This is a genomic window from Nitrospirota bacterium (assembly GCA_035516965.1).
In the GTDB taxonomy this organism is placed as follows: domain Bacteria; phylum Nitrospirota; class UBA9217; order UBA9217; family UBA9217; genus MHEA01.
Genome location: DATIZR010000120.1, coordinates 23,525 through 48,686, shown reverse-complemented (window position 1 = coordinate 48,686; position 25,162 = coordinate 23,525). Strand labels below are relative to the sequence as shown.

The following is a 25,162-nucleotide window of genomic DNA, read 5'->3' as shown; positions in this document are numbered from 1 at the left end:
TCGTGCCCGCCACTGTTATTCTTGTCCACGGTTACTCGGGGTCCCCGGACGACCTTACCCTCCTTGCCGATGCGCTTCGCGGGCGCAAAGGACTGGATTCCGTGCGAACCGTGCGGCTTCCGGGTCATGCATCGCGCGGGGTGCCCGCCTTCGATATGAGGTCCTTTACCGGGTCCGTGGTCGAAGCAGTCAGAGACGCCCAGCAGCGGGGCCTGGACATCGTGCTCTTCGGACACTCGACCGGCGGCATCATTGCCCTGAACGCGCTGGCGGAGACGGGCGCAGAACCCTTGCTGCTCGTGCTTGCTTCCGTTCCAAAAAAAATCGACACAAACTCTTTCGCTCGATGGTCGGACCACCGCAAAGGCAAGAGCCAGATTTCGTTCACCTCGGTTGCGGCCATGGTCTCAATGATCAAGAAAGTCGGGAAATCCCGGTTCAAGGGTTCATTCCCGGTATTTGTCCTGCAGGGAGAGCGGGATGCGCTCGTCCCTGGCGCCGATACAGCAGACTGGTCGCGTGACTACTTCCGGGGACCCGTTCGTGCGGCGACCGTCCCCGGCGCGGGACACGATGTCTTGCAGGGTCCGAACTGCACGCTTGCTGTTGATCTTGTTGCGAGGGCCATCGATGATGTCGTGCGGGTGCCGTCGCGCGAGGATAGGGCCGTACTAGAACGCATCCTGTCCGTCGAACCCGAAGCGGGCCGTTTTCTTGACGTGTCGCCGTTTTCCGCGCATCATCTTGCCCTGAGCCCCAGCGGACAAAGCGCGGCCGGTCAGCAGTCCCGGCTCAGTCCGATCGTTCCGACTGAGCCGGTTATCGCTAACATCGAGATCACCACACGGTGCACCATGCGCTGCGTCCATTGCGCCCGCACCCTGAGGGGCGTCGATCCCAGGGACATGCCGAAAGGAGTCTTCTCCGCCATACTCGACCTGCTTCCGCATGCGTATCGGGTAACACTGGTTGGCCTCGGCGAAACGCTGATGCATCCGCAGGTGGCGGATCTTGTCCGGGAGGCATCATCCCGGGGAAGAAGAACAGCGCTGGTGACGAACGCGATGCTCCTGGACGAAGGGCTCTCTCGCAGTCTTCTTGACGCGGGTCTCGAATCGATCGCATTCAGCATCGACGCGGGTACTCAGGACCTTGCCGCAGCGGTACGGCCCGGAACGGACCTTGCCCGAGTGGTTGCTAACATAAGGCGGTTCGTCGATATCTCGCGTTCCACGAGGGAAATATCGATTGCCGTCTTTTCCGCGGTCTCGACGGAAACCATCGATTCGCTCGACCTGCTCATGGAACTCGTCTCCGGCCTGGGCGTTCACGTGATGATGCTGACGGACCTGAATTTCGGGGAAAACATCGGGCGGACGCTCTGGAAGAACGGCAGCGTACATGCAGCCTCGATGTTGCGGACAGCCGTATCCAGCGCTTTCCGGAAGAACCTGCCCGTTCTTTCCGTGAGGGGGCTGGAGGAGTTCGGTCTCTGGAAGAGGTACAATAAGTTCCTGCTGCTTCCTCCTGATCAGCTGTACATGCGGTCATCACGCCGCTCCTGGTGCGCTTCGCCGTGGCAGACCATCCCCATCAATGTCCAGGGCGAGGCAACGCTGTGCGATTGCCAACCCGGCATCAAGGCGGGAAATCTCCTTGCCCAGCCCCTCTCCGCGATATGGAATGGAGATGTGTTCAGAGACCATCGTCAGCGGATGACAGGTGATGACCCTCCCGAGGCCTGCAGGACCTGTCCGCGCTTCTGATGGCCTTGATGGCCAAACCCATGGACAAAGAACAAAGGGGAGTGTACAATAACCGGCCTATGCAGAACAACGATATCCTTATCACCGGACTAGGCGCGATCTCCGCGGCCGGCTCTTCGGTGCCTGAGACGCTGACGTGCTTCAAGGACGGCCGGCGAAACGGCGGGCCTGTAACGCTCTTCGAAACGCGGCTTGAGTATCCGGTGTTCGAAGTGAAAAGCATTCCCGAGGCATTTCGCCGGAAGGGACTGAGGACGATAAGCCTGGCCCTTGTTGCCGTGGATGAGGCATTGCGCGAGTCCGGCCTCGGCCATGATCTTTCGAAGCATCGAGTCGGCGTCTGTCTCGGCACAACCGTGGCCAGCCAGTTGAACGATCTGGAATTCTATCGCTCCTATCGCGAGACGGGCTCGGCGCCCATGGAGCCCGTGGACCGTTACTTGAAGGGGAACCTGGCCGAGTACGTCGCACGCTCCGTCAAGGCAAACGGGCCCTGCCTCACGGTCGTGAATGCCTGTTCATCGGGCACCGATGCGATCGGCGCGGCTTCGTCATGGCTCCGGAGCGGCATGTGCGACATTGCCATAGCCGGCGGCGCGGACGAGCTGTCGCGCATCCCGTACTGCGGTTTCGGATCGCTCGGCATCGTGAGCAAGGAGCTGTGCGCGCCCTTTGACCGGGACCGGAAGGGGCTGAATCTTGGTGAAGGGGCGGGCGTGGTCGTTCTCGAGCGGCGGGAGTTCGCCAAACGGCGCCGCGTCTCGACAGACCTGTTTCTTGCGGGGTTTGGGGCATGCGCCGACGCCTACCATCTCACGGCGCCCCATCCCGAGGGAGTCGGCCTTGAGGCGTCGCTGGTCGCTGCCTTGCGACAGGCGGACGTCGGGCCGGAGACAGTCAGCTTCGTGAACGCCCATGGGACGGCGACCCCGGATAACGATCAGGCCGAGGGGAAGCTCCTTGCCAGGATGTTCGGTCCCGGGCTCGCCATGCTCTCGACAAAGGGGTTCACAGGGCACACGCTCGGCGCAGCAGGCGGGTTGGAGGCTGTGTTCACCGCCCTGGGGCTGAGAGCGGGATGGATCCCGGCAAGCCCTGGGTTCGTGAACCAGGACCCGAACATTCCCCTTGCGCCGGTCCGTGAAATAACACGCATCGCGGGCAAATACGCCGTTTCCACGTCGCTCGCCTTCGGGGGCAACAACGCTGCCATCGTGATGGGACGGAGGTCAGCGCCATGAACGTACAGGGCATTGGCCTTCTCTGTTCGCGGGGCAGGGGGATCCATGCATTCCAACAGGCCCTGCTCGAAGGATGGCGCGAACCCGCGCGCTTGACGATCAAGGACAGGCAGGTGCCGGTCCATACCGTGGACCTGGAGCACGTGCAGGACAAGAGCGTTCTCAAAAAAATGAGGCGTGCGGACAAGCTGAGCAAGATGGCGGTGCTCGCGGCAACGGACGCGGTGACGGACAGCGGACTTCGTCCTGAGGAGGTCAGGAGGCTGGGCGTGATCGTGGCCACGGCTTTGGGGGCCCATGGAACGACCTTTGAATTTCTGGACGGCATCCTCGACTTCGGCGAGGCGGCGGTCTCCCCAACGGCCTTTTCCAATTCGGTGCACAACGCGGCGGCATCTTATATTTCTACGGCACTCGGGATACAGGGCCCGACGCTGACCGTGACGCAGTTCTTCTTTTCGTTCCAGTCGGCGCTGCAGCTTGCCGACGCATGGCTTCATGAGGGGCGACTGGACCACGTTCTTGTCGGCGCAATCGATCAATTCGGAGACGTTCTGGGGTATATCGCGGACTCCAGACTTGCCCTGGCCGCCGACGGGAAGATCAGGCCTTTCCAGAAGTCACCCGGAGCAGTTCCCGGTGAAGGGGCCGCTTTTTTCCTTCTCGGCAACAAGGAGGATGAGAGGTTTTACTGCAGGGTGTCCGGCGTACAGTTTGGAACCAGCGCCAACACACCACAGGGTTCAGGTCTCAATATTCTCGACATTGACGGGATGACGTCAGAGGTAACGTGGCAGGCCTTTGAAACGAGTCCAGGGGCCCGGATCGCCGCTTACTCGCCGCTCTACGGAAGCATGATGACGGGGACGGCATTCTCCATGGCTGCAGGTGCCCTGATGCTCAAGGCCGGTTTCTGTTATGCAAACCCCGTTCTGGACGGAGCGCAAAACCTTCCTGTTGTGAAGGAACACGCTGATTCTTCTGTTGATTTCATGCGATGCATCCGGTATAATTGCGCAAACGAATCAAGCACGATTCATTTGATGAAACCGTAGTCTAATCATCACGTACCATGCTGCTGCGCGAGCGGGCCGGTCCCTCGATCCATCCATCGATCTTCAAGCGCCAAGGCAGACCACTCCAGCTGAAAGGATTTTTTCGGGATATGGCGGTTCAGGAAACGGGCAAGAAGTTCACGGTGCAGGAAATCGAAAGCACGCTGACGGAAGGCGTAGCCGCCATACTGGCGGCTGACAAGGCATCTCTCGGAGGCGACCAGCCGTTCCACGAACTCGGGATCGACTCACTCGGCCTCGTCGAGATCCTGGTATTCATCGAGAAGACCTTTAAACTCCAACTGATCCACTCGGACCTTACACGACAAGACTTCGAGACAATCCGGTCCCTGGCGTCCTTCATCCACAAGAACCTGTAGCATGATCTCCGAGTACCTATCAGTCAAGAACAAATACTACCTCAGCGGCTTCGACTGGGTGATGGGGACCATCGACCTCATCATGAAGAACGCCACCTGCGCAGGGAACTCCTCGCAGATCGTCTTCATGCTCGATGCTCCGCCCGACGAGGCCTTCGTCCGCGAATCGCTGCGGCGCTTCCTCCGTTTTTTCCCGGTCATCAACGGCCGCGTGTCCCGGCACTGGACGCTCACTCCCTACTGGAAGATACCGAACGGGCCCAGGGAACATCCCCTGCCGCTCACGGTCACCCGGCTGGACGGAGCGTCCCGCGACCGGGACCTCCTGTCGGTCCTGACGCGATCCATCAATACGCCATTCACCGGAAGCGACGAACACCTGGCGTTCCACCTGGTCTACGGAATGAGCGAGCAGTGCTTCGCCATGACCTTCGATCACCGACTCTTTGATGCGAGGGGAGCCGAGGCTTTCGTGGGGCTGCTCCAGCGCTATCTCGCCGCAAACTCGGACGATGTCGTCGGCAACATCCGGCTGATCCAGGACTATGACCTGTCCGGTTGGAAGAACAAGTTCCTCGCCGGACAGGTCGTGAACCGCAAGGTCCGGTCGCTCTCCGGGGAGCCGGTGCGTGCCGTGCCGGTCAGCCTGAGCAGCAGCAGCCGGGGTTTCCGGTTCCGGATCATCGCCTTCAACGAGGAAGAGACGAAGCGGATCACGAACAACGCCTATGATGAGGCCGGGTACCTGATGATCATGCCCTACCTGTTCAGCCGCGTGATCCAGGGTCTTCACCGCCTGTTCGAGGGCAGGGGGGCGGCTCCCGGGGCCTATGTGGTGCCCGTTTCGACAGACATGCGCCGCGCAAAGGACATCAGGGAAGAGCTGTTCTTCAACCAGAACTCGATGTTCTTCTTTCAGATAAAGCCGGAGGACGTGGGCGATCGAAAACGGCTGATCACCGTGATCCGCAGCCAGCTTTACGAGCAGACGCAGAACCGCTTCCCGGAAAAGCTCGCTGCTGCCGGCGCCCTGACTCGAATCGCCCCCCTCCCGCTGCTGGAACGTATCTTTCATCTTCCCATGGAGGGAAAGATAGCTTCGTTCTGCTTCTCGCACGTGAGCAAGGACGCCTTTGTGTCCGCGGACCTGCTTGGCGCGAAGATCGTAAACCTGTTCCACATGCCGAGAACACCCGTGCCGCCGGGGATAGGCGTCTTCTTTAATTCGTACAGCAGGCGGCTGAACGCGACGATCTCCTGTCTCGACGGCTTGTTTGGTGACGAAGAACTGGAGACCCTGGAGCGTGACCTCCGATGCAGTCTCTGATCGACAGGAGGGAAGGAACGATCGTTGGTGAAGTTCTGGTCGCAGGAGGGGGAGTCGCCGGCGTTGCAGCGGCAATCAGCGCAGCCCGGAAAGGGTGCCGCGTCATCCTGGTTGAAAGATCGGGCCGGCTGGGCGGGACCGGTACGCACGGCATGCTTCGGACGATCTGCGGGCTCTATGCCGGCGGGAGTTCTGAACCCGGGGAAACACTGAACCCCGGAGTAACGCGGGAGATTGCTGCCGCGCTCTTGAAAAAGTCTCCCCGGCGGACCGTCCAGAAGGCAGGGAAGGTCTTTGTCCTGCCCTACGAGTCAGCGGACCTTGAACAGGTCCTGGGAGAACTCTGCCGGAACGAGCAGGGAATAGAGGTGATTCGTGAGAGTGTTGCGATCGCGGTCACCGCAGACTGCGGCACAATCGACGGGATCCTCGTCGATCAAAAGGGCATGCACGTGACGCTCCGAACATCGGCCGTGATCGACTGCACAGGAAGCGGCGAGATCGGGTTTCTGGCAGGGGCCGAGTTCGACTGTGCGCCTCCCAACGAGATCCAGATGGCCGGCTACACGGTCCGGGTCAGCGGCCTCCAGGGCCAGGACCAGGCGCTTTCAATCAAGGTACCCTTCGTGCTGGCACAGGCTGTGGAGCACGGGCAGCTCTCTTCCAGCATGCGTTTCACGGCGTTCCACCCCGGTGATGCTCCGGAGGAAGGTTATCTCAAGTTCAGCACCGAGGAGCAGGAACACCCTGATCGCGAAACGCGGGTGCGGGGGGAAGTCAGCCGGGCAATGGCCATCCTCGCGGCAAGGCTCCCTTCTTTTCGCGAAGCCGTGATCCGGGAAGCCTCCGGAGTTCTGGACCGGGAGGGCAGAAGGATCCGCGGCGAGTACGTCCTGAGCGAAGAGGACGTGCTTTCGGCAAAGAAGTTCTCCGATGGCGTTGTAAAGAATTCGTGGCCCATTGAGCTCTGGGACCGGACCAAGGGGCCCGTGTATCGGTACGTGCCCCAGAACGATTACTACGAAATACCGTTCCGCTGCCTGAAGGTCAAAGGGTTTCATAATCTCCTCACTGCCGGACGCTGCATTTCCGTATCGCATCAGGCACTCGGCTCCGTTCGGGTGATGGGCGCGTGCATCGCCCTGGGGGAAGCGGCGGGCCGGGCCGCAGCCGAGTTGGTCAGGTCCGGTCAGTACCCGGCTTTCGGGAAATGATCCCCTGTGAATGAGGAACTGCCCGACCGGTTTGGCGTGAACGGTTAACAGGCCTTTTTTTGAAATCTTTGTTATCTTTGTTCAATCACGAAAGGGAGTTACAGCATGACACAGACGACGACATCGGTAGACGCCAGGCCTGGGAAGGCCTTTGGAAAGAACAAGCCCCTCACCATCCTTCTCATCAAACCGCACTCGCACCTTCTCGTGGCAAGGAGGCTCCAGGACTTCCTTCACCTCGAGCCCCTGGAGCTCGAAATCGTGGCGGGAGGGGTCCCGAAGGAGGACCGGGTGCTGATCGAGGACATCGCACTGGAAAAAGACCCGGTGGCCTTTTTCGAACAACGCGTGCGGGAGCTCCAGCCGGACATCATCGGGTTCACGGCTTACAGCAACCAGTCGGCCATCGTAAAAGACCTTGCCAAACGGGCGAAAATGCTGGTGCCCGGCGTCCTGACCGTGGCCGGCGGCATCCACGCCACGATCATTCCTGCGGACTACGCCGGTTCGGACATGGACCTGGTCGTTCGCGGGGAAGGCGGCACGGCATTCGAAGGCATTATCCACCGCTATAAGAAAGGTGAAACCCTTGCGGACGGAGATGCGGTCCTCGCGGTACAGGACATCGAGTTCACCCGGAAGGCGGGCGCGAAGCCGCCTCTCTTTCCGGCTGTCGAAGCGATCCCAAGGCCCCGTCGCGAGCTCGTCGACCGCAAGCGGTATTTCTCGGTCTGGACCTCGCCGGACGGTAACAACCGGCTGGAGACCATGTACCCCTCCATTGCCACGATCAGGACCTCGACGGGGTGCGCCTACAGTTGCGCGTTCTGCGTGGTCCATCACATGATGAGCGGCAAATACCTTCAGCGAAGCCCCGAGGACGTGGTGGACGAGATCGCGGGCATCCAGGAAGATTACATCTACTTCGTTGACGACGAGACCTTCCTGAACCCAAAGCGGCTCACGGATATCGCGAACCTGCTGAAAGCACGCGGCATAAAGAAAAAGTTCGTGAGCTGGGCCCGCGCCGACACTATCGTCCATCATCCCGAACTATTCAAGCTCTGGAAAGAGGTCGGCCTCCACATCGTCTACGTAGGGCTGGAGGCCATGGACGAGGAACGCCTCAAGGATTACAAAAAACGAACCTCGGTGGAGACGAACAGGAAAGCAGTGCAGATTCTGCGGGAGGCGGGCATCCTGCTGCACGGCTCGCTGATGGTGGATCCCGGGTTCACGGTCGAGGATTTCCGGAGGCTCGAAAGGGTCATTATCGAACTCATCCCGTCCGAGGTTTCGTTCACGGTCTTTTCCCCTTCGCCGGGAACCGAACTGTGGCACAAACACCAGAACGACTACATCATCGATTCGTACCTCTACTACGACTGCATGCACACCGTGCTGCCGACAAAGATGGACATGAAAAAGTTCTACGCGCACTTCGCCCGGCTCTACAGCATCGGCTGGCGCCACAATCCGCTCCGGCTGAACAAGACGAAGGTTCCCTTCCGTGAGATCGTGCGGAGCATCAAGAACGGCACGAAGTACGTCATCGCGATGCGGAATATCTATAAGGACTATCTGCCCAAGAAAATGTAAGACGAACAGAGCGGCGTTGCCGCGGGAAGGCTCAACGGCACACAGTATTTTCTGGCCATGATTCTTCACGAATTCTGCGCCTCCCGTGCTGCTCGACCGGAATTTTCCTTTCATGAATATTTTCGACATCATTAAGCGTGAAACTGAGCCGTTCGCCGGGAAGGCGGCAGTCATCCAGGGTGATTCAAGCATAACCTACGGTCAGCTGATCGCTTCGGCCGGGATGTTTGCGGAAACGCTGCGGCGGAAGGGTGTCTCCCGGACCCACCGCGTCGGGCTCCTGTGTGATGACGGCATCGACTACATCATTGCCAGCCTCGCCATCCTGTCTCTTTCCGCCGCCGTTACGCCGGTTTCCCCGGAGCAGACCGCCGATGAGATCGAGACGGTCATCGACCGGATCGACGTGGATTACCTCATTGCGGAGCCGCGGCTGAGACCCGAAGGGTACGGTGAACCGCTGCCCTCTGAAGGTCTCTCTCAGAAAGAATTGATCCTGGTTAAACGGACGGTGCGGGCGCGGCCGCCATCCGAATATTTCCGCATCAACCCGGCCTTTATCCGCTTCAGCTCCGGCACGACCGGTACGAGCAAGGGTGTAGTGCTGTCCCATGAGGCGATTCTCGACCGGACCGATGCTGCTGACAAGGGCCTGCAGATCACGTCCGCGGACACGGTGCTCTGGGTCCTCTCCATGAGCTATCACTTCGTGGTCACCATCCTGCTCTTTCTCCGGCGGGGCGCCACCATCGTTCTGTGCGGCCATCGCTTTCCGGAGTCCCTGATCGAAGGCATCACGAGGAGCAAGGGGACCTTCATCTATGCTTCACCCTTTCATTACAGTCTCCTTTCCCGCTCCGGTCTTTTGACCAAGGATTCGCTCCGGAATGTCCGCATGGCCGTTTCGACCGCGATCAGGCTTCCCGAACAGGTTGCAGAAGAGTTCTCCGCGAAGTTCGGGTTCGAACTGACCGAGGCCTATGGCATCATCGAGGTCGGCCTGCCCTTTGTCAGGCTCGGCGGCAACAGGGAAAAGAGGGGCTCCGTCGGTAAACCGCTCCCGGATTTCGAGATCAAGCTCGACAACAGGAACGAGAACGGCGTCGGTGAGATCCTCGTCAGGGGCAAGGGAATGCTCGATGCCTACTATTCTCCCTGGCAGGGAAGGGACGATATCCTTGCGGACGGATGGTTCAGGACCGGCGATCTCGGCCGGAGGGACGACGACGGAGACCTGTTCATTGCCGGCAGGGAAAAGGACGTTATCAATTTCGTGGGCATGAAGATCTTCGCCCAGGAAGTAGAGGACGTTCTGAACCGGCATCCGCACGTGCGGGAGTCGCTGGTATACGGCGCACCCCACGCTGTATACGGCCAACTGCCGATGGCCAAGATAGTGCTTCGCGATGGTACCGAGAAGCCGGACATCAATGACCTGCGGAAGTTCTGCTATCAGCACCTGGCCCAGTACAAGGTGCCGAAGGACTTCGAGTTCACGGACCGGCTGCCGAAAACCGCTAGCGGGAAGTTGAAGCGATGAGGGTCCTGCTCGTGAACCCCTTCGGCTCGAACTGGGTCGAGGGGAGTGATGACAAGAGCGAGACTGCCATCCGCATGGCGCCGAACGGTCTCCTCTCGATCGCCGCCTACCTGGAGCAGCGCGGGATCGAAACCGCCATCCATGACTGCCGGGGGCCGGTGACGCGCGTCGGAACGGCCGATGTCCTTGCCCGCGTTTCCGATTTCAGGCCCGACATGGTCGGCTTTACGGCCGTCACGTCGAGCTTCCTGAACGCTTACCATCAGGCAGAGGCGATCAAGGAGTCCTGGCCCGGTGTCAAGATCGTTGTTGGCGGTGTGCATGTGTCGGCGCTGCGCGGCAGTATCCTGGAGCGATTTCCCGCCATTGACCTCCTCGTGACGGGAGAAGGCGAGAAGGCCATGGCTGAGCTGGCTGCGGGTGCGAAGCCGGAGACAGTCCAGGGGCTTGTCTTTCGCGATGGGGGCACGATCAGAGACAACGGGATCAGGACCGATCTCTGCGAGCTTGACTCGCTTCCTTTTCCCGCCTACCATAAACTCGACGGATTTCCCGGAAGCTTCGAGGCAGCACTGTTCAACTATCCGAAAACGCCGACCGCAACGGTAATCTCGAGCCGCGGCTGCCCCTACCAGTGCTCCTACTGCGACCGCTCCGTATACCGCAGGAGCTTCCGGTTCAATTCGGCCGAGTATCTTTACGAGCACATGGCGTTCCTCAAGAAGCGGTTCCACATCCGGCACGTGTTCTTCTACGATGACCTGTTCACCTTCAACCGCGAACGGATCGAGAAGTTTTGCAATCTCCTGCGGGAGAAACCGCTCAAGATGACGTTCAATTGCGCCGTACGCGTGGGCCACGCCGATGACGAAATGCTCAGGATGCTCAAGGCCTCCGGCTGCTGGATGGTCAGCGTCGGCATCGAGTCCGGCGCGCCGGAGATTCTCGCGAGGCACAAGACCAAAATAGATTTCCCCGAGATGCGCTCGACGGTCCGGCGCATTCAAAAGGCCGGGCTCCGCGCAAAGGGACTGTTCATGATGGGGCTCCCGGGCGAGACCGAAGAGACCGTCAAGGTCACGACGGACTTTATCAACGGCCTCGAGCTCGATGACATGAACATGACCAAGTTCACGCCCTTCCCCGGCTCGCCGATCTACCAGACCATCCGGGAAGAAGGCGTTTTCGAGGAGAAATGGGACCTCATGAACTGCCTCAATTTCGTGTTCGTACCGAAAGGAATTTCGTCCAAGGAGCGGCTCGATGAATTATACAAGCAGTTCGTGAAACAGTTCTACACAGGCAGGAACTGGACCCGCAAGTTCGTGCCGCTCATGTTCAAGTCGCCCCACAGCGCCCTCAGGATGATCAGGAGTCTCCCGACGTTCCTCAGGATCAAGGACGATTTTGAACCGAAGGGAAAAGAATAAGAACGGCATGGCATCCTATCGTTAACATAACCCTTCACATAATCATTCCCAGAATATTTCCTCAGTCTTTAGTATCGCTTCCCTTTGTCGGCTTTTTGACAAAACCTATCTCGATATCTATATTTTAATTATCTCTATGTGGCAAGCTCCCTAGCGGGGCCTGTCATGAGAGGTATTGCGGTTCGACGCTGAGACCAACTGCTGTTGCAATATTTTGTTCGCCCGTTCTGTTCGCACTTGTTTGGTCATCAGCGCAGACCGTAAAGGGGCAAAGCCTATGCGTGAGCCATTTGAATTCAAGCAATGCATAACCCTGCTGAAAGCGACAGGCAGTACGGCAAAAACGCTTGCCGAACTTCGTAACCGGCTGGCAACGATAAGCGACCGGTCCCTGTATCACCATACGTACCAGTATTTTCTGAAAGGCCATATCCTGGAATATACCAATGACTTCGCCGAGTGGGCGGGACAGGACCTGGAGGAGCGCGAACTGGCGGAGGAGCTTTCTAATGTGGACCCCTATGATTTCCCCGATATGAACGCATTGCGCGTCGAATTGATGCGTGTGATCCAGGTCTACCTCGAGCGGTTCCCGGAGCCGAGGGAGACCAGGGTTGGCGAGGAGTTCTACTTCAACGAGACGGTAACGCTCGTTTTTCCAGCGGGAGTCCGTGCCAAGAACCTCGCCGAATTCCTTCTCGCCATCAAGTACGTGGACCGAAGCTGTCTGTACTATCATTTTTACGATGCCCGGCTGCGCCTCGGCGGAGCGATGAACGATTTTTCGCAATGGATCGTCGACGCCCTCGGGAAGAAAGAACTCGCCGACAAGCTGATGGCCATAGATCCCTTCGTCCATTCGCTGGAAGGGATACGGGAGCGGATCGTCGAGGCCCTCGAGGCGGAAGTGAAGGTCGATATGGAAGCGGCCGGGGTCCATCATGCTGTCCGGGACGAGGTGACAGAGGAGATGACAACCGCGGGAGGTCGTCATGATTAGTCAATACTATGGGATAGCGCCGAAAGGCGACCTTCTTCTTCTGCAGAAGCTCAGCGGCCGGTTTCAAAAGAGGAAGTTCCTCCATATCAACTCGACCCGGGAGGGGGGCGGTGTCGCCGAGATCCTGCATCGCATGATACCCATGCTCCAGGAGTTCGGCATCGATGCCCGGTGGGAGGTCATCAAGGGCGACGCGGCCTTTTACGACATGACGAAGAAGATCCATAATTCGCTGCAGGGCGAACCGGAGTTCTTCACAAAAGACATGTGGGATTACCATCTCGAGGTCAACAGAAGGAATGCCGAGACCCTGGACCTTGAAGCGGACGCCGTATTGATCCATGACCCGCAACCGGCGCCCCTGATCCTCTTCAGGAAGAGCGGCGCCTGGATCTGGAGATGCCACATCGATGTTTCCAATCCCCGCAGGGATACCTGGGACGCCCTCAGGCGGTACTGCGAGCAATACGACGCCGCCGTCTTTTCCGTATCGAAGTTCGCGAAGGCCATGCGCATGCACGAGTTCATTGTTCCGCCTTCGATCGATCCGGTCAGCGAGAAGAACCGCGAGCTTTCGCCGGAAGAGATCCAGGATTCGGTGAACAGGTTCGACATCCCCCTCGACCGCCCGGTCATCCTCCAGGTCTCGCGGTTCGACCGGTTCAAGGACCCCATCGGCGTGATCAAGGCGTACCGCATGGCGAAAAAATACAACGATTGCGTGCTCGTTCTTGCCGGCAGCCCGGCCTCGGACGACCCGGAAGGGGAGAAGGTCCTTGACGAAGTAAAACAGAATGCGGCCGATGATCCCGATATCCGCATCCTGATGCTTCCTCCGTTCAGCGACAGAGACATCAATGCCCTGCAACGGATGGCGACGGTCGTGCTCCAGAAGTCCCTGAAAGAAGGGTTTGGTCTGACCGTGTCCGAGGCGATGTGGAAGGGAAAACCGGTCATCGGCGGCGCCGTAGGCGGCATTCCGCTCCAGATCATGCACAGCGTTACCGGCTTCCTTGTCCACTCCATTGAGGGGACTGCGTTCAGGATACGTCAGCTCCTGAACAACCCGGACATGGGAAAGAAAATGGGCGAGCAGGCCAGGGAGTTTGTCCGGAACAATTTCCTGATCACGAGGCAGATGCGGGATTATCTCTCGATCTGGTATTCCCTCGAGAACGACGGCCTGCGGACCCTGGAACTGTGACCCCGGGCAAATCGCCGGAACGGAGAACGGAAGGTTACTATGCCTGAGGGAAGAACTATGGGTCGGGCGCGCAGGGTCCGGGAAGGCTTGCTCGGCGCCCGGTTCCACGAGAAGGTGACCGGTCGGTTCACGGTCTGGGCGCCTTTTGCAAGAAGCGTTGCCGTAAGGATTGTTTTTCCTGAAACGCGCGTCATTCCCATGGTGCAGAACAGCCGCGGCTATTGGCATGCCGTTGCGCACGGCCTCGTTCCCGGGGCCAAGTATGTTTACCGGCTCAATGATGAAAAAGACAGGCCCGACCCCGCGTCCCGGTTCCAGCCCGAAGGAGTCCATGGCCCATCGCAGCTGGTCGATCCCGCCGAATTCGATTGGAATGACGATGACTGGCAGGGCATGCCTTTTCGCGATCTCGTGATCTACGAGGTGCATATCGGCGCTTTTACGCCGGCCGGCACCTTTGAGGCCGCTGTTTCCCGCCTTGATCACCTGAAGGACCTGGGCGTCACGGCGATCGAGATCATGCCCGTTGCCCAGTTCCCCGGCAGCAGAAACTGGGGCTACGACGGCGTGTATCCTTTCGCACCCCAGAACACCTATGGCGGGCCGCCGGGATTGAAGGCGCTCGTGGACGCCTGCCACCGGCAGGGGATCGCAGTCATCCTCGACGTGGTCTACAACCACCTGGGACCGGAGGGCAATTATCTCGGTGCATTCGGCCCGTATTTCACCGCGAAATACCGGACGCCCTGGGGCGAAGCGGTCAATTTCGACGGCCCGTACAGCGATGAGGTGCGTACGTACTTCATCGAGAACGCGCTCTACTGGGTCACCGAATACCACTTCGACGGTCTTCGTCTCGATACCATCGACCGGATGTATGATTTCGGGGCCAGGCATTTCCTGGCTCAACTGGCAGCAGCCGTGCACCGGAGGGCGGATGAACTGGGGCGGCAGATCTTCCTCATTGCCGAGAGCGATTTGAACGATGTCAGGGTCATCAACCCGGTGGGACTGGGCGGATACGGCATCGACGCGCAATGGAACGATGACTTTCATCACGCCCTGCACGCACTGGTGACCGGTGAGCGAAACGGCTACTACCAGGACTTCGGAATGATCGAACATCTGGCAAAGGCGTTCCGGGAAGGCTTTGTCTACTCGGGCGAGTATTCCCAATACCGGAAACGGAAGCACGGGAACTCCTCAAAAGACGCAGCGGCGATCCGGTTCATCGTCTTTTCCCAGAACCACGATCAGGTCGGGAACAGGGTGCTGGGAGAGCGGCTTTCCTCGATCGCAACATTCGAACAACTCAAGCTGGCGGCAAGCTGCGTCATCCTTTCACCCTTTGTGCCGTTCCTGTTCATGGGTGAGGAATACGGTGAGCCGTCGCCGTTCCAGTATTTCGTACATCACACCGACGAGACCCTCGTCAGGGCGGTGAGGGAGGGACGGTCATCGGAGCTAGCCCCTCTTTCAGAAAAGGGAACGGTCCCGGACCCTCAGGACGAAAACACCTTCCACCGGTCCAAGATCGACCCGGGCCTCCGAAGTTCGGGCAAGCACAAGATCCTGTTCGAATATTACAGAGCGCTGCTGCACCTGAGAAGGTTCCTTCCCGCACTCTCGAACCTCAGGAAGGAAGTCATGGAAGTCACGGGCTATGAACCGGAACGTGTGCTTCTCATCCGGGGCTATCAGGAAGGTAACCAGGTCCTCATTCTATTTTCTTTCAACGACGATCCGGTGGCCGTTTCGGCGGTCCTGCCGGGGGGGGCATGGCATAAACTGATCGATTCCTCCTCGAGCGAATGGGGCGGAACATCGGAACGCGCCGAACAAACGGTAACGCCGAACGGCGGAGAGGTACTTCTTCAGATGAACCCGCACAGCGCCGTCCTCTATGCTCGTCAGGAGGAGGGGCCATGATGCCGGACCTTCCCGGGCCGATAATACCCGGCTCCACATACCGCCTTCAGTTCAATCAATCATTCACATTCCGTGATGCGTCGCGCGTCATCGCCTATCTCCATGACCTCGGCATCACGGACATCTATGCATCTCCCTATTTTAAAGCGAAACAGGGAAGCCCTCACGGCTATGACATCGTTGACCATAATCAACTGAATCCCGAGATCGGCACCGAGTCCGACCACGCCGCCATGATCGACGAACTGCGGCGGCACGGCATGGGCCAGGTGCTGGACATCGTTCCCAACCACATGTGCATCGAAAGCCCGGGAAACCGATGGTGGTCCGATGTGCTTGAGAACGGACGTGCTTCGACGTATGCACGCTACTTCGATGTCGACTGGTTCCCGGTAAAAAAAGAGCTCCTGAACAGGATCCTGATACCCGTTCTCGGCGACCAGTACGGCAAGGTTCTCGAGGACCAACAGCTCTCGGTCGCTTTCGCGGAAGGGACCTTTTTCGTACGCTATTTGGAATATAAGTTCCCTCTGCAGCCCACGACATACGATTTTGTCCTGAAGCAGCATCTGCAGGAATTGCAGGATCGTTTGACACAGGACGATCCCCATGTCGCCGAGTTATTGAGCATCATGACCGCGTCAAAACACCTTCCGTCCTCTCTGGAGACCGGGTCGGCAACCATCGAAGAACGCAATCGTGAGAAGGAGGTCATCAAACGGCGTCTGGACGCGCTTTATCAGGGATCTTCGGAGATCAGGGTGCATATCGACGGGAATCTCAGGGCCTTCAACGGTACGAAAGGAGACCCGAAGAGCTTTGATCTTCTCGACGAACTGATGAACCAGCAGATCTACCGCCTTTCCCACTGGCGTGTTGCAACGGACGAGATCAATTACCGGAGGTTCTTCGATGTCAACGGCCTGGCAGCGATCCGTATGGAGGATCCGGCCGTCTTCGCAGCCGCCCACGCTCTGATCTTCCGGATGGTCGGAAGCGGCAGCGTCACCGGTCTCCGGGTAGACCATGCCGACGGCCTTTATAACCCGGTCGAATACCTTCACTGGCTGCAGCGCGGCTGTTTGATCCATCAGGTCCTGGCGAGGCGATCCAGAGGGGCAAATGAGCCGCTTCCGGCGGACCACCTGATCGAGGCGGAACGGGAACTGGGCGACGGCTATAACAAGGCTGTCCTGGAAGACCCCGGGTACAAGCCTTTCTACATCGTGGTGGAAAAGATCCTGACAAAAAGCGAACGAATGCCCGCGGACTGGCCGGTCTCCGGATCGACCGGTTATGTCTTTCTGAATTCAGTGAACGGCATCTTTGTCGACGGCGAAAATGCGAAGGCTTTTGACGGGATCTACGATAAGTTCATTCACCAAAAAACCGAATTCACGGAGCTCATGTATGAAAAGAAGAAACTCGTGATGCAACTCGCCATGGCAAGTGAGCTGAACACGCTCGCACGGTACCTGGATGAACTCTCGGAAAAGAACCGCCACACCCGCGATTTTACCCTGAACAGCCTCAAGAGCGCGATCGTGGAGGTGATCGCGTCTTTCCCCGTTTACCGGACCTACATCAACACCTGGCACGTGAGCGACCGCGATGCACAGTACATCGAACAGGCGGCGTCGCGCGCCAAACGGAGAAATCCGGCAGTCAATGGATCCATTTTCGACTTCCTCGAGGACGTGCTCCTGCTCCGGTTCCCGGAGGACTCGAGCGACAAGGATAAGGCAGAATGGTTGGACTTCGTGATGAGGTTCCAGCAGCAGACCGGGCCGGTCATGGCGAAGGGCGTCGAAGACACGGCCCTAAGCGTCTACAACCGCCTCGTTTCGCTGAATGAAGTGGGGGGCATGCCCGAACGATTCGGCATGACCCCCGAGACGTTCCACGGTCTGAATATCGAGCGGATAAAAAATTGGCCGCACTCTCTCATTACCACATCGACGCACGATACCAAACGAAGCGAGGACGTCCGGGCGCGTATCAACGTTCTGTCGGAAATTCCCCATGAGTGGGGGGACCGGAGCAGGAGATGGGCTGAACTGAACAGGAAAAAGAAAAGCGTAATTGATGGCGAAAATATGCCTGACCGGAACGACGAATACCTGCTGTACCAGACGCTCGTCGGCGTCTGGCCGAATGAAATGCCGGGGCAGGAAGCCTATGACCGTTTTGTTCAGCGCATCAGGGAATACATGCTCAAGGAAGCCCGAGAAGCAAAGGTGAACACGAGCTGGATCAACCCGAACAAGGCCTACGAAGACGCGCTGCTGGCCTTCATCGACGCTGTCCTGACCTCACCGGGCGGCAATCCCTTCCTGAATGAACTGCTGCCCTTTCAGCAGATGGTCTCCTGGTACGGCATGTTCAACTCTCTTGCCCAGACCCTCCTCAAGATCACCTCTCCCGGGGTGCCCGACTTTTATCAGGGCACCGACCTGTGGGACTACAGCCTCGTGGACCCCGATAACCGGGGGCCCGTCGATTACGGCAAACGAATGGGGATGCTGGCAGGTCTGAAGGACCTTGAGCGAAGGACGGGGGCCAGGATTCTCTGCCGTGACCTTTCAACACACATGGATGACGGCAGGATCAAGCTGTATCTTACCTGGAAAGCCCTCAATTTCAGGAAGTCCGAACGGAAGTTATTCTCGGAAGGGGAATATGTTCCGCTAGAAGCGGACGGCCCGCGGTCCGGGAACATATGTGCCTTTGAACGCTGGTCCGGCCAGGCTGCGGCGATCACCGTGGTGCCCCGGTTCCTGACCCGTATCACTTCCGGCCTTGGAGCACTGCCCTTCGGTGCTTCCGTATGGGAAGGCAGCGCACTGATCCTGCCGAGGGAAGCGGGAACTGAATATCGCAACGTCTTCACCGGTTTGGTCCTTTCTTCGGCCCTTCAAGGCAGGGGAAGGACCGGGCTGTCGCTTTCCGATGTCTTTTCGGACTTTCCCGTTGCGCTTCTCGAGCGGGTAGAGAGGGCGCCCAGTTTCGCGTGACGATTCTCCGATGCAGGCTCCGCATTCTTTCGATCTTTTGTTCTCCTGCGTATCATCACGCTAAGAAATTACTTGACAGCGTTCCCTGTGTTAAGGTAATGTGCATGTACGACAGGAAATTCTCTTTAAGTCTGGTCCAGAGAGGCCAGGAAGGGTTCGAAATGAAAAATTATGAGAGCGGAATAACGTCGTTAAACACGCGCGGAGACCTTCTTCCTATTCAGGGATGAAGGTTTTTTTGTGCCTTTTCACAGGGTTGCGGGAGCGGGAATGAACGGGAAGGAAAAAGCACTTATTCTTGACACAACCGGGATCGACCGGGCAGTCACGAGGATCGCCCACGAGATCCTGGAAAAAAACCGGGGCGCAAGGGACCTGGTGCTCGTTGGGATCCAGCGGGGAGGCGTGCATATTGCCAGGCGGCTGGCTGCCAAGGTGCGCGAGATCGAGAAGGTCGAGGTCCCGGTCGGGATCCTGGACATCACGATGTACCGGGATGACCTGGCAACACGGAAGTCGCAACCCGTTCCCCATACGACGAACATTCCCTTCGATATCCAGGATAAGATCATGGTTCTCGTTGACGACGTTCTCTTCACCGGCAGGACGATCCGGGCCGCCCTGAACAGCATCATGGACTACGGCAGGCCGCAGCGGATCCAGCTCGCGGTGCTGGTCGACCGGGGGCACCGGGAGCTCCCCATCAGGGCCGACTACGTAGGCAAAAACCTGCCCACATCCTCGAAGGAAAAAGTGGAAGTGATGCTTGCCGAGGACGGGGTGGAGGAAAAGGTCGTGATATTGGGAGAGTAGAATCGTTTGCGGATTCGGAGTGCGGAATAAAAAACATAAAACAAACTAGCCACAGAGGACACGGAGACCGCCGACAATGAATGCATAAAACTGATTTTTCCCGTATTCGTTTTTCCTCTGAGTTCCCTGCGAGCTCTGTGGCGACAAAGTTTTAAGGTTTCGGAAGGAAGGACATGGCTCTCAGTTCAAAAGACCTGCTCGGCATAAAAGGCATGGCCGCTGATGAGATCAATCTCATCCTCGATACGGCCGCGACCTTCAAGGACGTTTCCGAGCGGGACATCAAGAAGGTCCCGACGCTCCGCGGCAAGACCGTGATCAACCTGTTCTATGAGGCGAGCACGCGCACGCGGACCTCCTTCGAACTGGCAGGTAAGCGGCTGTCGGCCGATGTGATCAACATCTCGACCTCGACGAGCAGCGTGGTCAAGGGCGAGACGCTGCTCGATACAGCTCGAAACATCGAGGCGATGAAGTGCAACATCATCATTGTCCGGCACTCCTGCTCGGGAGCTCCAGAATTCCTCTCGACGCGACTCACCAGTTCGGTCATCAACGCAGGCGACGGTTTCCATGAACATCCGACGCAGGCGCTTCTCGATATGTTCACGATCCGTGAAAAGCTGGGAAAGCTCGACGGCCTGAATGTCGCGATCGTAGGTGACATTACCCACAGCAGGGTGGCGCGATCCAACATTTACGGGCTCACGACCATGGGAGCGAAGGTGCGTGTCTGCGGCCCGCCGACCATGATGCCGCCCGGGATCGAGAGCCTGGGGGCGAAGGTTTGCAGCGACATGGACGAGGCGATCGACGGCGCCGACGCGGTCATGATGCTCCGGCTCCAACTCGAGCGGCAGGCTGCCGGCCTGTTCCCTGGCGTCCGGGAATATGCGCGGCTCTACGGCATGAACAGCACCCGGCTGGCCCGTGCCCGCAAACATGTGATCGTCATGCATCCCGGCCCGATCAACCGGGGGGTTGAGATCGCTTCGGATGTGGCCGATCATTCCTCGGTCATCCTGGACCAGGTGACGAACGGCGTTGCCGTGCGGATGGCCGTGATGTTCCTGCTGTCTGGTGGCGGTAAAGCGGAAGCAGAGCCGCACGGCGAGCGACGTAAGAACGTCAGTAACTGAAGAATCAAAATCTTCTCAGAATAGATACTGATTTACCACGGCATCCTCTTCTGTAAAAAGGTGTACGCATGAAAATAGTGATCAAGAACGGCCATGTGATCGATCCCGCCAACAAGGTGGATGGTAAGCTCGACATTCTTCTGTCTGACGGCAGGGTCGCGAAGATCGGCCAGCCCGGCTCGATCTCTGAGAACGGTGCCAAGGTCATCGACTCAGCGGGCATGCTCGTCGTTCCCGGCCTCGTCGATATGCATGTCCACCTGCGCGAGCCCGGCTTCGAGTATAAGGAGACGATAACGACGGGCACGGATGCGGCAAAGGCAGGCGGGTTCACCTCGGTCTGCTGCATGCCGAACACCAGCCCGGTGAACGACAACCGGTCGGTAACGGAGTTCATCCTGGCCCGTGCGAAAGGCGCTGCTGCCAACGTGTTCCCGATCGGCGCGATCACGAAAGGGTCAAAGGGCGAGGAACTGGCCGAGATGAACGACCTGCACGATGCTGGCTGCCTCGCCATTTCCGATGACGGGAGACCCGTGGCGAACGCGGGCATGATGCGCCGGGCCATGGAGTATTCAAAGATATTCGACCTTCTGGTGATCTCCCACTGCGAGGACAGTTCGCTGTCCGCAAAGGGAGTGATGAACGAAGGCTCCGTCTCAACGGAGCTCGGCCTTCGCGGGATCCCCTGCGCGGCGGAGGACGTAATGACCGCCCGTGATATCGCGCTTGCCGAGCTGACGGGATGCAGGCTGCACATCGCCCACGTGAGCACCGCCGGCTCGGTCGAGCTGGTACGAGCCGCAAAGGCGCGCGGCGTGAAGGTATCGGCGGAGACCTGCCCTCACTATTTTGCCTTGACCGACGAGGCTGTGCGGGGGTACAACACCATGGCGAAGATGAACCCCCCGCTCCGGACCGCCGGGGACGTTGAGGCCGTGAGAAGAGGCCTGCGCGACGGTACCCTCGATGTGATCGCGACCGACCATGCGCCCCACGCCCTGGATGAAAAGAACGTCGAGTTCGATCATGCGCCGTTCGGGGTCGTCGGGCTCGAGACATCCCTGGGTCTCACCCTCAGGCTCGTAGGTGAAGGCATCCTTTCCCTTGAAGACGCGGTGCGCAAGTTAAGCCTGAATCCGGCAGCCATCCTCAAAGCGGGGAAGGGGACCCTTGCCGTCGGCGCTGATGCGGATGTCACGATCATCGATCCGAATGCGGAATGGACCGTCGACCCCTCTCAGTTCAAGTCTCGTTCAAAGAATACGCCCTTTGCCGGATGGAAACTGAAGGGGAGGGCAGTTCAAACGATCGTGGGAGGAAGAGTATAAGTGCTGAGTTCGGAGTTCAGAACCCGGGTGAAACAGCTTGCCCTCACGATCCTTCTGCTGCTCGTCTGGGTCCACACGGGTTTCACGGCCCAGGACCAGCAGATCCAGCAAAGGCTTTCGGCGCTCGAGAAGATTCAGGGGGCGTTCTCGTTCATCGTGCTCGGCGACAACCGTTCCGGAGATGAAACGTACCGGAAGATCGTCTCCCTGGCCATGCAGCGGAAGCCCGGCTTCGTCCTGAATACGGGCGATATGATCGCTACGCCGGGCAGCGAGGAGGAATGGTCCAAGTTCTGGGACCTGTCCAGACCGATCACCGTGCCGTACTTTCTGGCCGTTGGCAATCACGACGCACACCCGAAGGTACCGTTCAGTGAAAAGATGTACCGGGAACAGGTCGACCTTCCCGGTAACGAACTGTATTACTCCTTTGTCGCCGGCAATGCGCTGTTCATCGTTCTCGACTCCTGTATCGAAGACCAGGAAAAGAGGATAGCCGGAGAGCAGCTGAAGTGGCTTGAAGGGGTCCTCTCGAGCTCGGACAGGATACACAAGTTCGTGTTTCTCCACCATCCCCTGTACACCGACCCGGGCACGGGCCATCACGCAGGCGACAGCCTGGACAAATACCCGAAAGAGCGGGACGCGCTGGAGGCCCTCTTTGTGAAATACCGGGTGCAGGCGGTCTTTGCCGGACACGAGCATATGTACCGGCGAAAGACCGTCGATGGGATCGCGCACGTCATTACCGGCGGCGGAGGCGCGCCGCTGTACGGCAAGAACGAGGAGGGCGCGTTTCACCACTTTGTCCGGGTGACGGTCGACGGGGACAGGGTGAGCGCGGAAGTGATCGACATAAACGACAGGGTGAGGGACAGGTTTTAGCGCTGAGCCCGGAGTGCGGCTTCATAGCGTGAAAAGGGGGAAGGAAACCAGGGTATGAAAAAAGCGATCCTTGCATTGGCCGACGGCCTGGTGTTCGAAGGATACTCCTTCGGAGCGGAGGGAGAGACGAGCGGTGAGATCGTGTTCAACACGAGCATGACCGGGTACCAGGAGATCCTGACGGATCCGTCGTACAAGGGGCAGATCGTCACCATGACCTATACGCAGATCGGCAACTATGGCGTGAACCCCGAGGACGTGGAGTCGGGCCGGCCCTATGTCGAAGGCTTCATCGTCAAGGAATACTGCGAGTCCGCCAGCAACTGGCGGTCGAAAAAATCCCTCCATGAGTATCTCGCCGAGAATCGTATTGTCGGCATCCACGGGATCGACACGCGGGCGCTGACCCGCCACCTTCGGGATCAGGGGGCCCAGCCGGGAGTCATCTCCTCAAAGGACCTGAACCCGGAAAGTCTTGTCGCGAAAGCAAAGAAACTTCCGAAGATGAGCGGCCTCGATCTCGCCAAGGACGTGACGTGCAAGGAGCCGTACCCCTGGGACCAGGGGGACTGGGACCTGGCGCGGGGTTATGCCGGGAAGCCTGCATCGCGGTACCGGGTCGTGGCCTATGATTACGGGATCAAGCGGAACATCCTGCGGCTCCTGACGAGCGCCGGCTGCGACGTGACCGTGGTCCCGGCAACGATGCCGGCCGAAGAGGTGCTCGCCCTGAAGCCCGACGGCGTATTCCTGTCGAACGGGCCGGGCGATCCGGAACCGGTTACTTATGCCATCGAGAACATCAGGAAGATCCTGGGAAAGAAGCCGGTCTTCGGCATCTGCCTGGGCCAGCAGCTGCTGGGCCTTGCCCTCGGCGGCAGGACCTACAAGCTCAAGTTCGGGCATCATGGCGCGAACCAGCCGATCATGGACCTGACGACGCGCAAGGTGGAGATTGCCGCGGAGAACCACGGGTTCGCCGTTGACATGGAGACCGTGAAGGACGAGGTCGTGATGACGCACGTGAACCTGAATGATAATACCTGCGAGGGTTTCCGGCACAAGACTCTTCCGGCCTTTTCGGTCCAATATCATCCCGAAGCATCACCGGGCCCGCACGACAGCAGGTACCTGTTCCAGCGGTTCACGGACATGATGGAGAAGTGCAAAGAGAAAAGTTCAACAACGGATGAACAAGGATTGACACGGATAACAGCGGGAAGTGACAGCCGCAAGAAGGCACGAGAGGCGCAGGAGCTGATTTAAAAACATATTGTGATCTCTTTATGCCCGCGTTTTGGCAACAAGGGTGTGCTTATTTGCGGCAAATCAAATCCTGATTGTTTTACCGGTGTTCATCTGTGTTAACCTGTGGTTTCAACGGGTATTATGGTTTCAGTTTCACAAACAGAATTACAAATTCGCATCGAGGCTGCCTACAATCTCCTCGAATCCTGCCGTGTCTGCCCCCGGGAATGCGGGGTGAACCGTCTGAAGGACGACAAACTCGGCTTCTGCCGTTCCGGCCTGAAGGCAGTTGTTTCGAGCGCGAGCCCCCATCTCGGCGAGGAACCGCCTCTTTCGGGAGCGAAGGGTTCGGGGACCATTTTTTTCGCCAACTGCAATCTGCGGTGCGTTTATTGCCAGAACTATCCTATCAGCCAGCTCGGGACCGGCACGGAGCGTACGCCGGGCGAGATCTCCTGCCAGATGACCTGGCTGCAGGAGCAGGGGTGCCACAACCTGAATCTGGTGACGCCGACCCATTTCATGCCGCAGATCCTGAAGGCGCTCGGCATAGCACGGGAGCGAGGGTTCGACCTGCCCATCGTGTACAACACGAGCGGCTACGATTCGGTTGAATCGCTCAAGCTCCTTGATGGCATCGTGGATATCTATCTGCCGGACATGCGGTATTCCGATGAGGCTGTTGCACGGCGCTATTCTGCGGCGTCCCAGTATCCGGAAGTCAACCGGGCTGCCGTCCGGGAGATGTACCGGCAAGTGGGCAACCTGGTCGTCGATGAAACCGGCCTGGCAAAGCGAGGGCTCATCATCCGCCACCTCGTCCTGCCGGGCGGTCTCTCCGGCACCGAGAGCGTGATGAAGTTCCTGGCCGAAGAGATTTCGAAGGATGTCCACATCAGCCTCATGTCCCAGTACTTCCCGGCGTACAAGGCAACCCAGATCAAGGAGCTGTCTCGCAGGATCACGGCCGGGGAATATGAGGAGGCGCGGCAGATCATGGACAAGTATGGGCTCGAGAACGGGTGGGTGCAGGAGTTCGAGTAAGAA

At 58.7% G+C, this 25,162-nt stretch carries 19 protein-coding genes; all 19 read left to right on the top strand.

Features of this window, described 5'->3' with window-relative positions:
* Positions 1-2: 2 nt before the first annotated feature.
* The 19 genes from VL197_17715 (at position 3) to VL197_17625 (ending at position 25,159) form a co-directional block, all read left to right on the top strand.
* Positions 3-1,766, top strand: coding sequence for an alpha/beta fold hydrolase (locus VL197_17715; GenBank protein ID HUJ19829.1), 1,764 nt, complete (start codon positions 3-5; stop codon positions 1,764-1,766).
* 8 nt (positions 1,767-1,774) lie between these two features.
* Positions 1,775-3,007, top strand: a complete 1,233-nt coding sequence (locus VL197_17710; GenBank protein ID HUJ19828.1) for a beta-ketoacyl-[acyl-carrier-protein] synthase family protein — start codon at positions 1,775-1,777, stop codon at positions 3,005-3,007.
* Positions 3,004-4,062 carry a beta-ketoacyl synthase N-terminal-like domain-containing protein gene (locus VL197_17705; protein ID HUJ19827.1) on the top strand — a complete coding sequence of 353 codons (1,059 nt, stop codon included), beginning with the start codon at positions 3,004-3,006 and terminating at the stop codon, positions 4,060-4,062. Before VL197_17710 ends, VL197_17705 begins: the two co-directional genes overlap by 4 nt.
* Positions 4,063-4,172: 110 nt before the next feature.
* Positions 4,173-4,442, top strand: coding sequence for an acyl carrier protein (locus tag VL197_17700; protein ID HUJ19826.1), 270 nt, complete (start codon positions 4,173-4,175; stop codon positions 4,440-4,442).
* Between the two features lies 1 nt (position 4,443).
* Positions 4,444-5,769: a hypothetical protein gene (locus VL197_17695; protein ID HUJ19825.1), complete on the top strand. Its 1,326-nt coding sequence runs from the start codon at positions 4,444-4,446 to the stop codon at positions 5,767-5,769.
* Entirely contained in the window at positions 5,757-6,983 is a 1,227-nt protein-coding gene (locus VL197_17690) for an FAD-dependent oxidoreductase (GenBank protein HUJ19824.1), read from the top strand. The genes VL197_17695 and VL197_17690 overlap by 13 nt, the downstream gene beginning before the upstream one ends.
* Positions 6,984-7,088: 105 nt before the next feature.
* Positions 7,089-8,582, top strand: a complete 1,494-nt coding sequence (locus VL197_17685) for a radical SAM protein (protein HUJ19823.1) — start codon at positions 7,089-7,091, stop codon at positions 8,580-8,582.
* Between the two features lie 112 nt (positions 8,583-8,694).
* A complete protein-coding gene (locus VL197_17680; GenBank protein ID HUJ19822.1) occupies positions 8,695-10,122 on the top strand; it encodes a class I adenylate-forming enzyme family protein in 1,428 nt (475 codons plus the stop codon).
* On the top strand, positions 10,119-11,552 hold the full coding sequence (locus VL197_17675) for a radical SAM protein (GenBank protein ID HUJ19821.1): 1,434 nt from the start codon (positions 10,119-10,121) through the stop codon (positions 11,550-11,552). Before VL197_17680 ends, VL197_17675 begins: the two co-directional genes overlap by 4 nt.
* A 277-nt stretch (positions 11,553-11,829) precedes the next feature.
* On the top strand, positions 11,830-12,552 hold the full coding sequence (locus tag VL197_17670) for a DUF5752 family protein (GenBank protein ID HUJ19820.1): 723 nt from the start codon (positions 11,830-11,832) through the stop codon (positions 12,550-12,552).
* Positions 12,545-13,756 carry a glycosyltransferase gene (locus VL197_17665; GenBank protein HUJ19819.1) on the top strand — a complete coding sequence of 404 codons (1,212 nt, stop codon included), beginning with the start codon at positions 12,545-12,547 and terminating at the stop codon, positions 13,754-13,756. The genes VL197_17670 and VL197_17665 overlap by 8 nt, the downstream gene beginning before the upstream one ends.
* A gap of 57 nt (positions 13,757-13,813) precedes the next feature.
* A complete protein-coding gene (gene treZ, locus VL197_17660; protein ID HUJ19818.1) occupies positions 13,814-15,685 on the top strand; it encodes a malto-oligosyltrehalose trehalohydrolase in 1,872 nt (623 codons plus the stop codon).
* On the top strand, positions 15,682-18,699 hold the full coding sequence (gene treY / locus VL197_17655; GenBank protein HUJ19817.1) for a malto-oligosyltrehalose synthase: 3,018 nt from the start codon (positions 15,682-15,684) through the stop codon (positions 18,697-18,699). The genes treZ and treY overlap by 4 nt, the downstream gene beginning before the upstream one ends.
* A 270-nt stretch (positions 18,700-18,969) precedes the next feature.
* Positions 18,970-19,512 carry a bifunctional pyr operon transcriptional regulator/uracil phosphoribosyltransferase PyrR gene (gene pyrR / locus VL197_17650; GenBank protein HUJ19816.1) on the top strand — a complete coding sequence of 181 codons (543 nt, stop codon included), beginning with the start codon at positions 18,970-18,972 and terminating at the stop codon, positions 19,510-19,512.
* A gap of 173 nt (positions 19,513-19,685) precedes the next feature.
* Positions 19,686-20,651: an aspartate carbamoyltransferase catalytic subunit gene (locus VL197_17645; GenBank protein HUJ19815.1), complete on the top strand. Its 966-nt coding sequence runs from the start codon at positions 19,686-19,688 to the stop codon at positions 20,649-20,651.
* 68 nt (positions 20,652-20,719) lie between these two features.
* Positions 20,720-21,982 (top strand): dihydroorotase, encoded by a 1,263-nt coding sequence (locus tag VL197_17640; GenBank protein HUJ19814.1) that lies wholly within the window; start codon positions 20,720-20,722, stop codon positions 21,980-21,982.
* Entirely contained in the window at positions 21,983-22,867 is an 885-nt protein-coding gene (locus VL197_17635) for a metallophosphoesterase (protein HUJ19813.1), read from the top strand.
* Between the two features lie 54 nt (positions 22,868-22,921).
* Entirely contained in the window at positions 22,922-24,133 is a 1,212-nt protein-coding gene (gene carA / locus VL197_17630) for a glutamine-hydrolyzing carbamoyl-phosphate synthase small subunit (GenBank protein HUJ19812.1), read from the top strand.
* Positions 24,134-24,349: 216 nt separating this feature from the next.
* Positions 24,350-25,159: a radical SAM protein gene (locus tag VL197_17625; GenBank protein ID HUJ19811.1), complete on the top strand. Its 810-nt coding sequence runs from the start codon at positions 24,350-24,352 to the stop codon at positions 25,157-25,159.
* The last annotated feature ends 3 nt before the right edge of the window (positions 25,160-25,162 follow it).

Bases quoted from the DNA above. Each gene is read 5' to 3' on its own strand.
- VL197_17705 (HUJ19827.1), top strand. From the start codon at position 3,004: ATGAACGTACAGGGCATTGGCCTTCTCTGTTCGCGGGGCAGGGGGATC.
- VL197_17690 (HUJ19824.1), top strand. From the start codon at position 5,757: ATGCAGTCTCTGATCGACAGGAGGGAAGGAACGATCGTTGGTGAAGTT.
- treY (HUJ19817.1), top strand. From the start codon at position 15,682: ATGATGCCGGACCTTCCCGGGCCGATAATACCCGGCTCCACATACCGC.
- treZ (HUJ19818.1), top strand. From the start codon at position 13,814: ATGGGTCGGGCGCGCAGGGTCCGGGAAGGCTTGCTCGGCGCCCGGTTC.
- VL197_17675 (HUJ19821.1), top strand. From the start codon at position 10,119: ATGAGGGTCCTGCTCGTGAACCCCTTCGGCTCGAACTGGGTCGAGGGG.
- pyrR (HUJ19816.1), top strand. From the start codon at position 18,970: ATGAACGGGAAGGAAAAAGCACTTATTCTTGACACAACCGGGATCGAC.
- VL197_17670 (HUJ19820.1), top strand. From the start codon at position 11,830: ATGCGTGAGCCATTTGAATTCAAGCAATGCATAACCCTGCTGAAAGCG.
- VL197_17665 (HUJ19819.1), top strand. From the start codon at position 12,545: ATGATTAGTCAATACTATGGGATAGCGCCGAAAGGCGACCTTCTTCTT.
- VL197_17640 (HUJ19814.1), top strand. From the start codon at position 20,720: ATGAAAATAGTGATCAAGAACGGCCATGTGATCGATCCCGCCAACAAG.
- VL197_17685 (HUJ19823.1), top strand. From the start codon at position 7,089: ATGACACAGACGACGACATCGGTAGACGCCAGGCCTGGGAAGGCCTTT.
- VL197_17680 (HUJ19822.1), top strand. From the start codon at position 8,695: ATGAATATTTTCGACATCATTAAGCGTGAAACTGAGCCGTTCGCCGGG.
- VL197_17645 (HUJ19815.1), top strand. From the start codon at position 19,686: ATGGCTCTCAGTTCAAAAGACCTGCTCGGCATAAAAGGCATGGCCGCT.
- VL197_17710 (HUJ19828.1), top strand. From the start codon at position 1,775: ATGGCCAAACCCATGGACAAAGAACAAAGGGGAGTGTACAATAACCGG.
- VL197_17695 (HUJ19825.1), top strand. From the start codon at position 4,444: ATGATCTCCGAGTACCTATCAGTCAAGAACAAATACTACCTCAGCGGC.
- carA (HUJ19812.1), top strand. From the start codon at position 22,922: ATGAAAAAAGCGATCCTTGCATTGGCCGACGGCCTGGTGTTCGAAGGA.
- VL197_17700 (HUJ19826.1), top strand. From the start codon at position 4,173: ATGGCGGTTCAGGAAACGGGCAAGAAGTTCACGGTGCAGGAAATCGAA.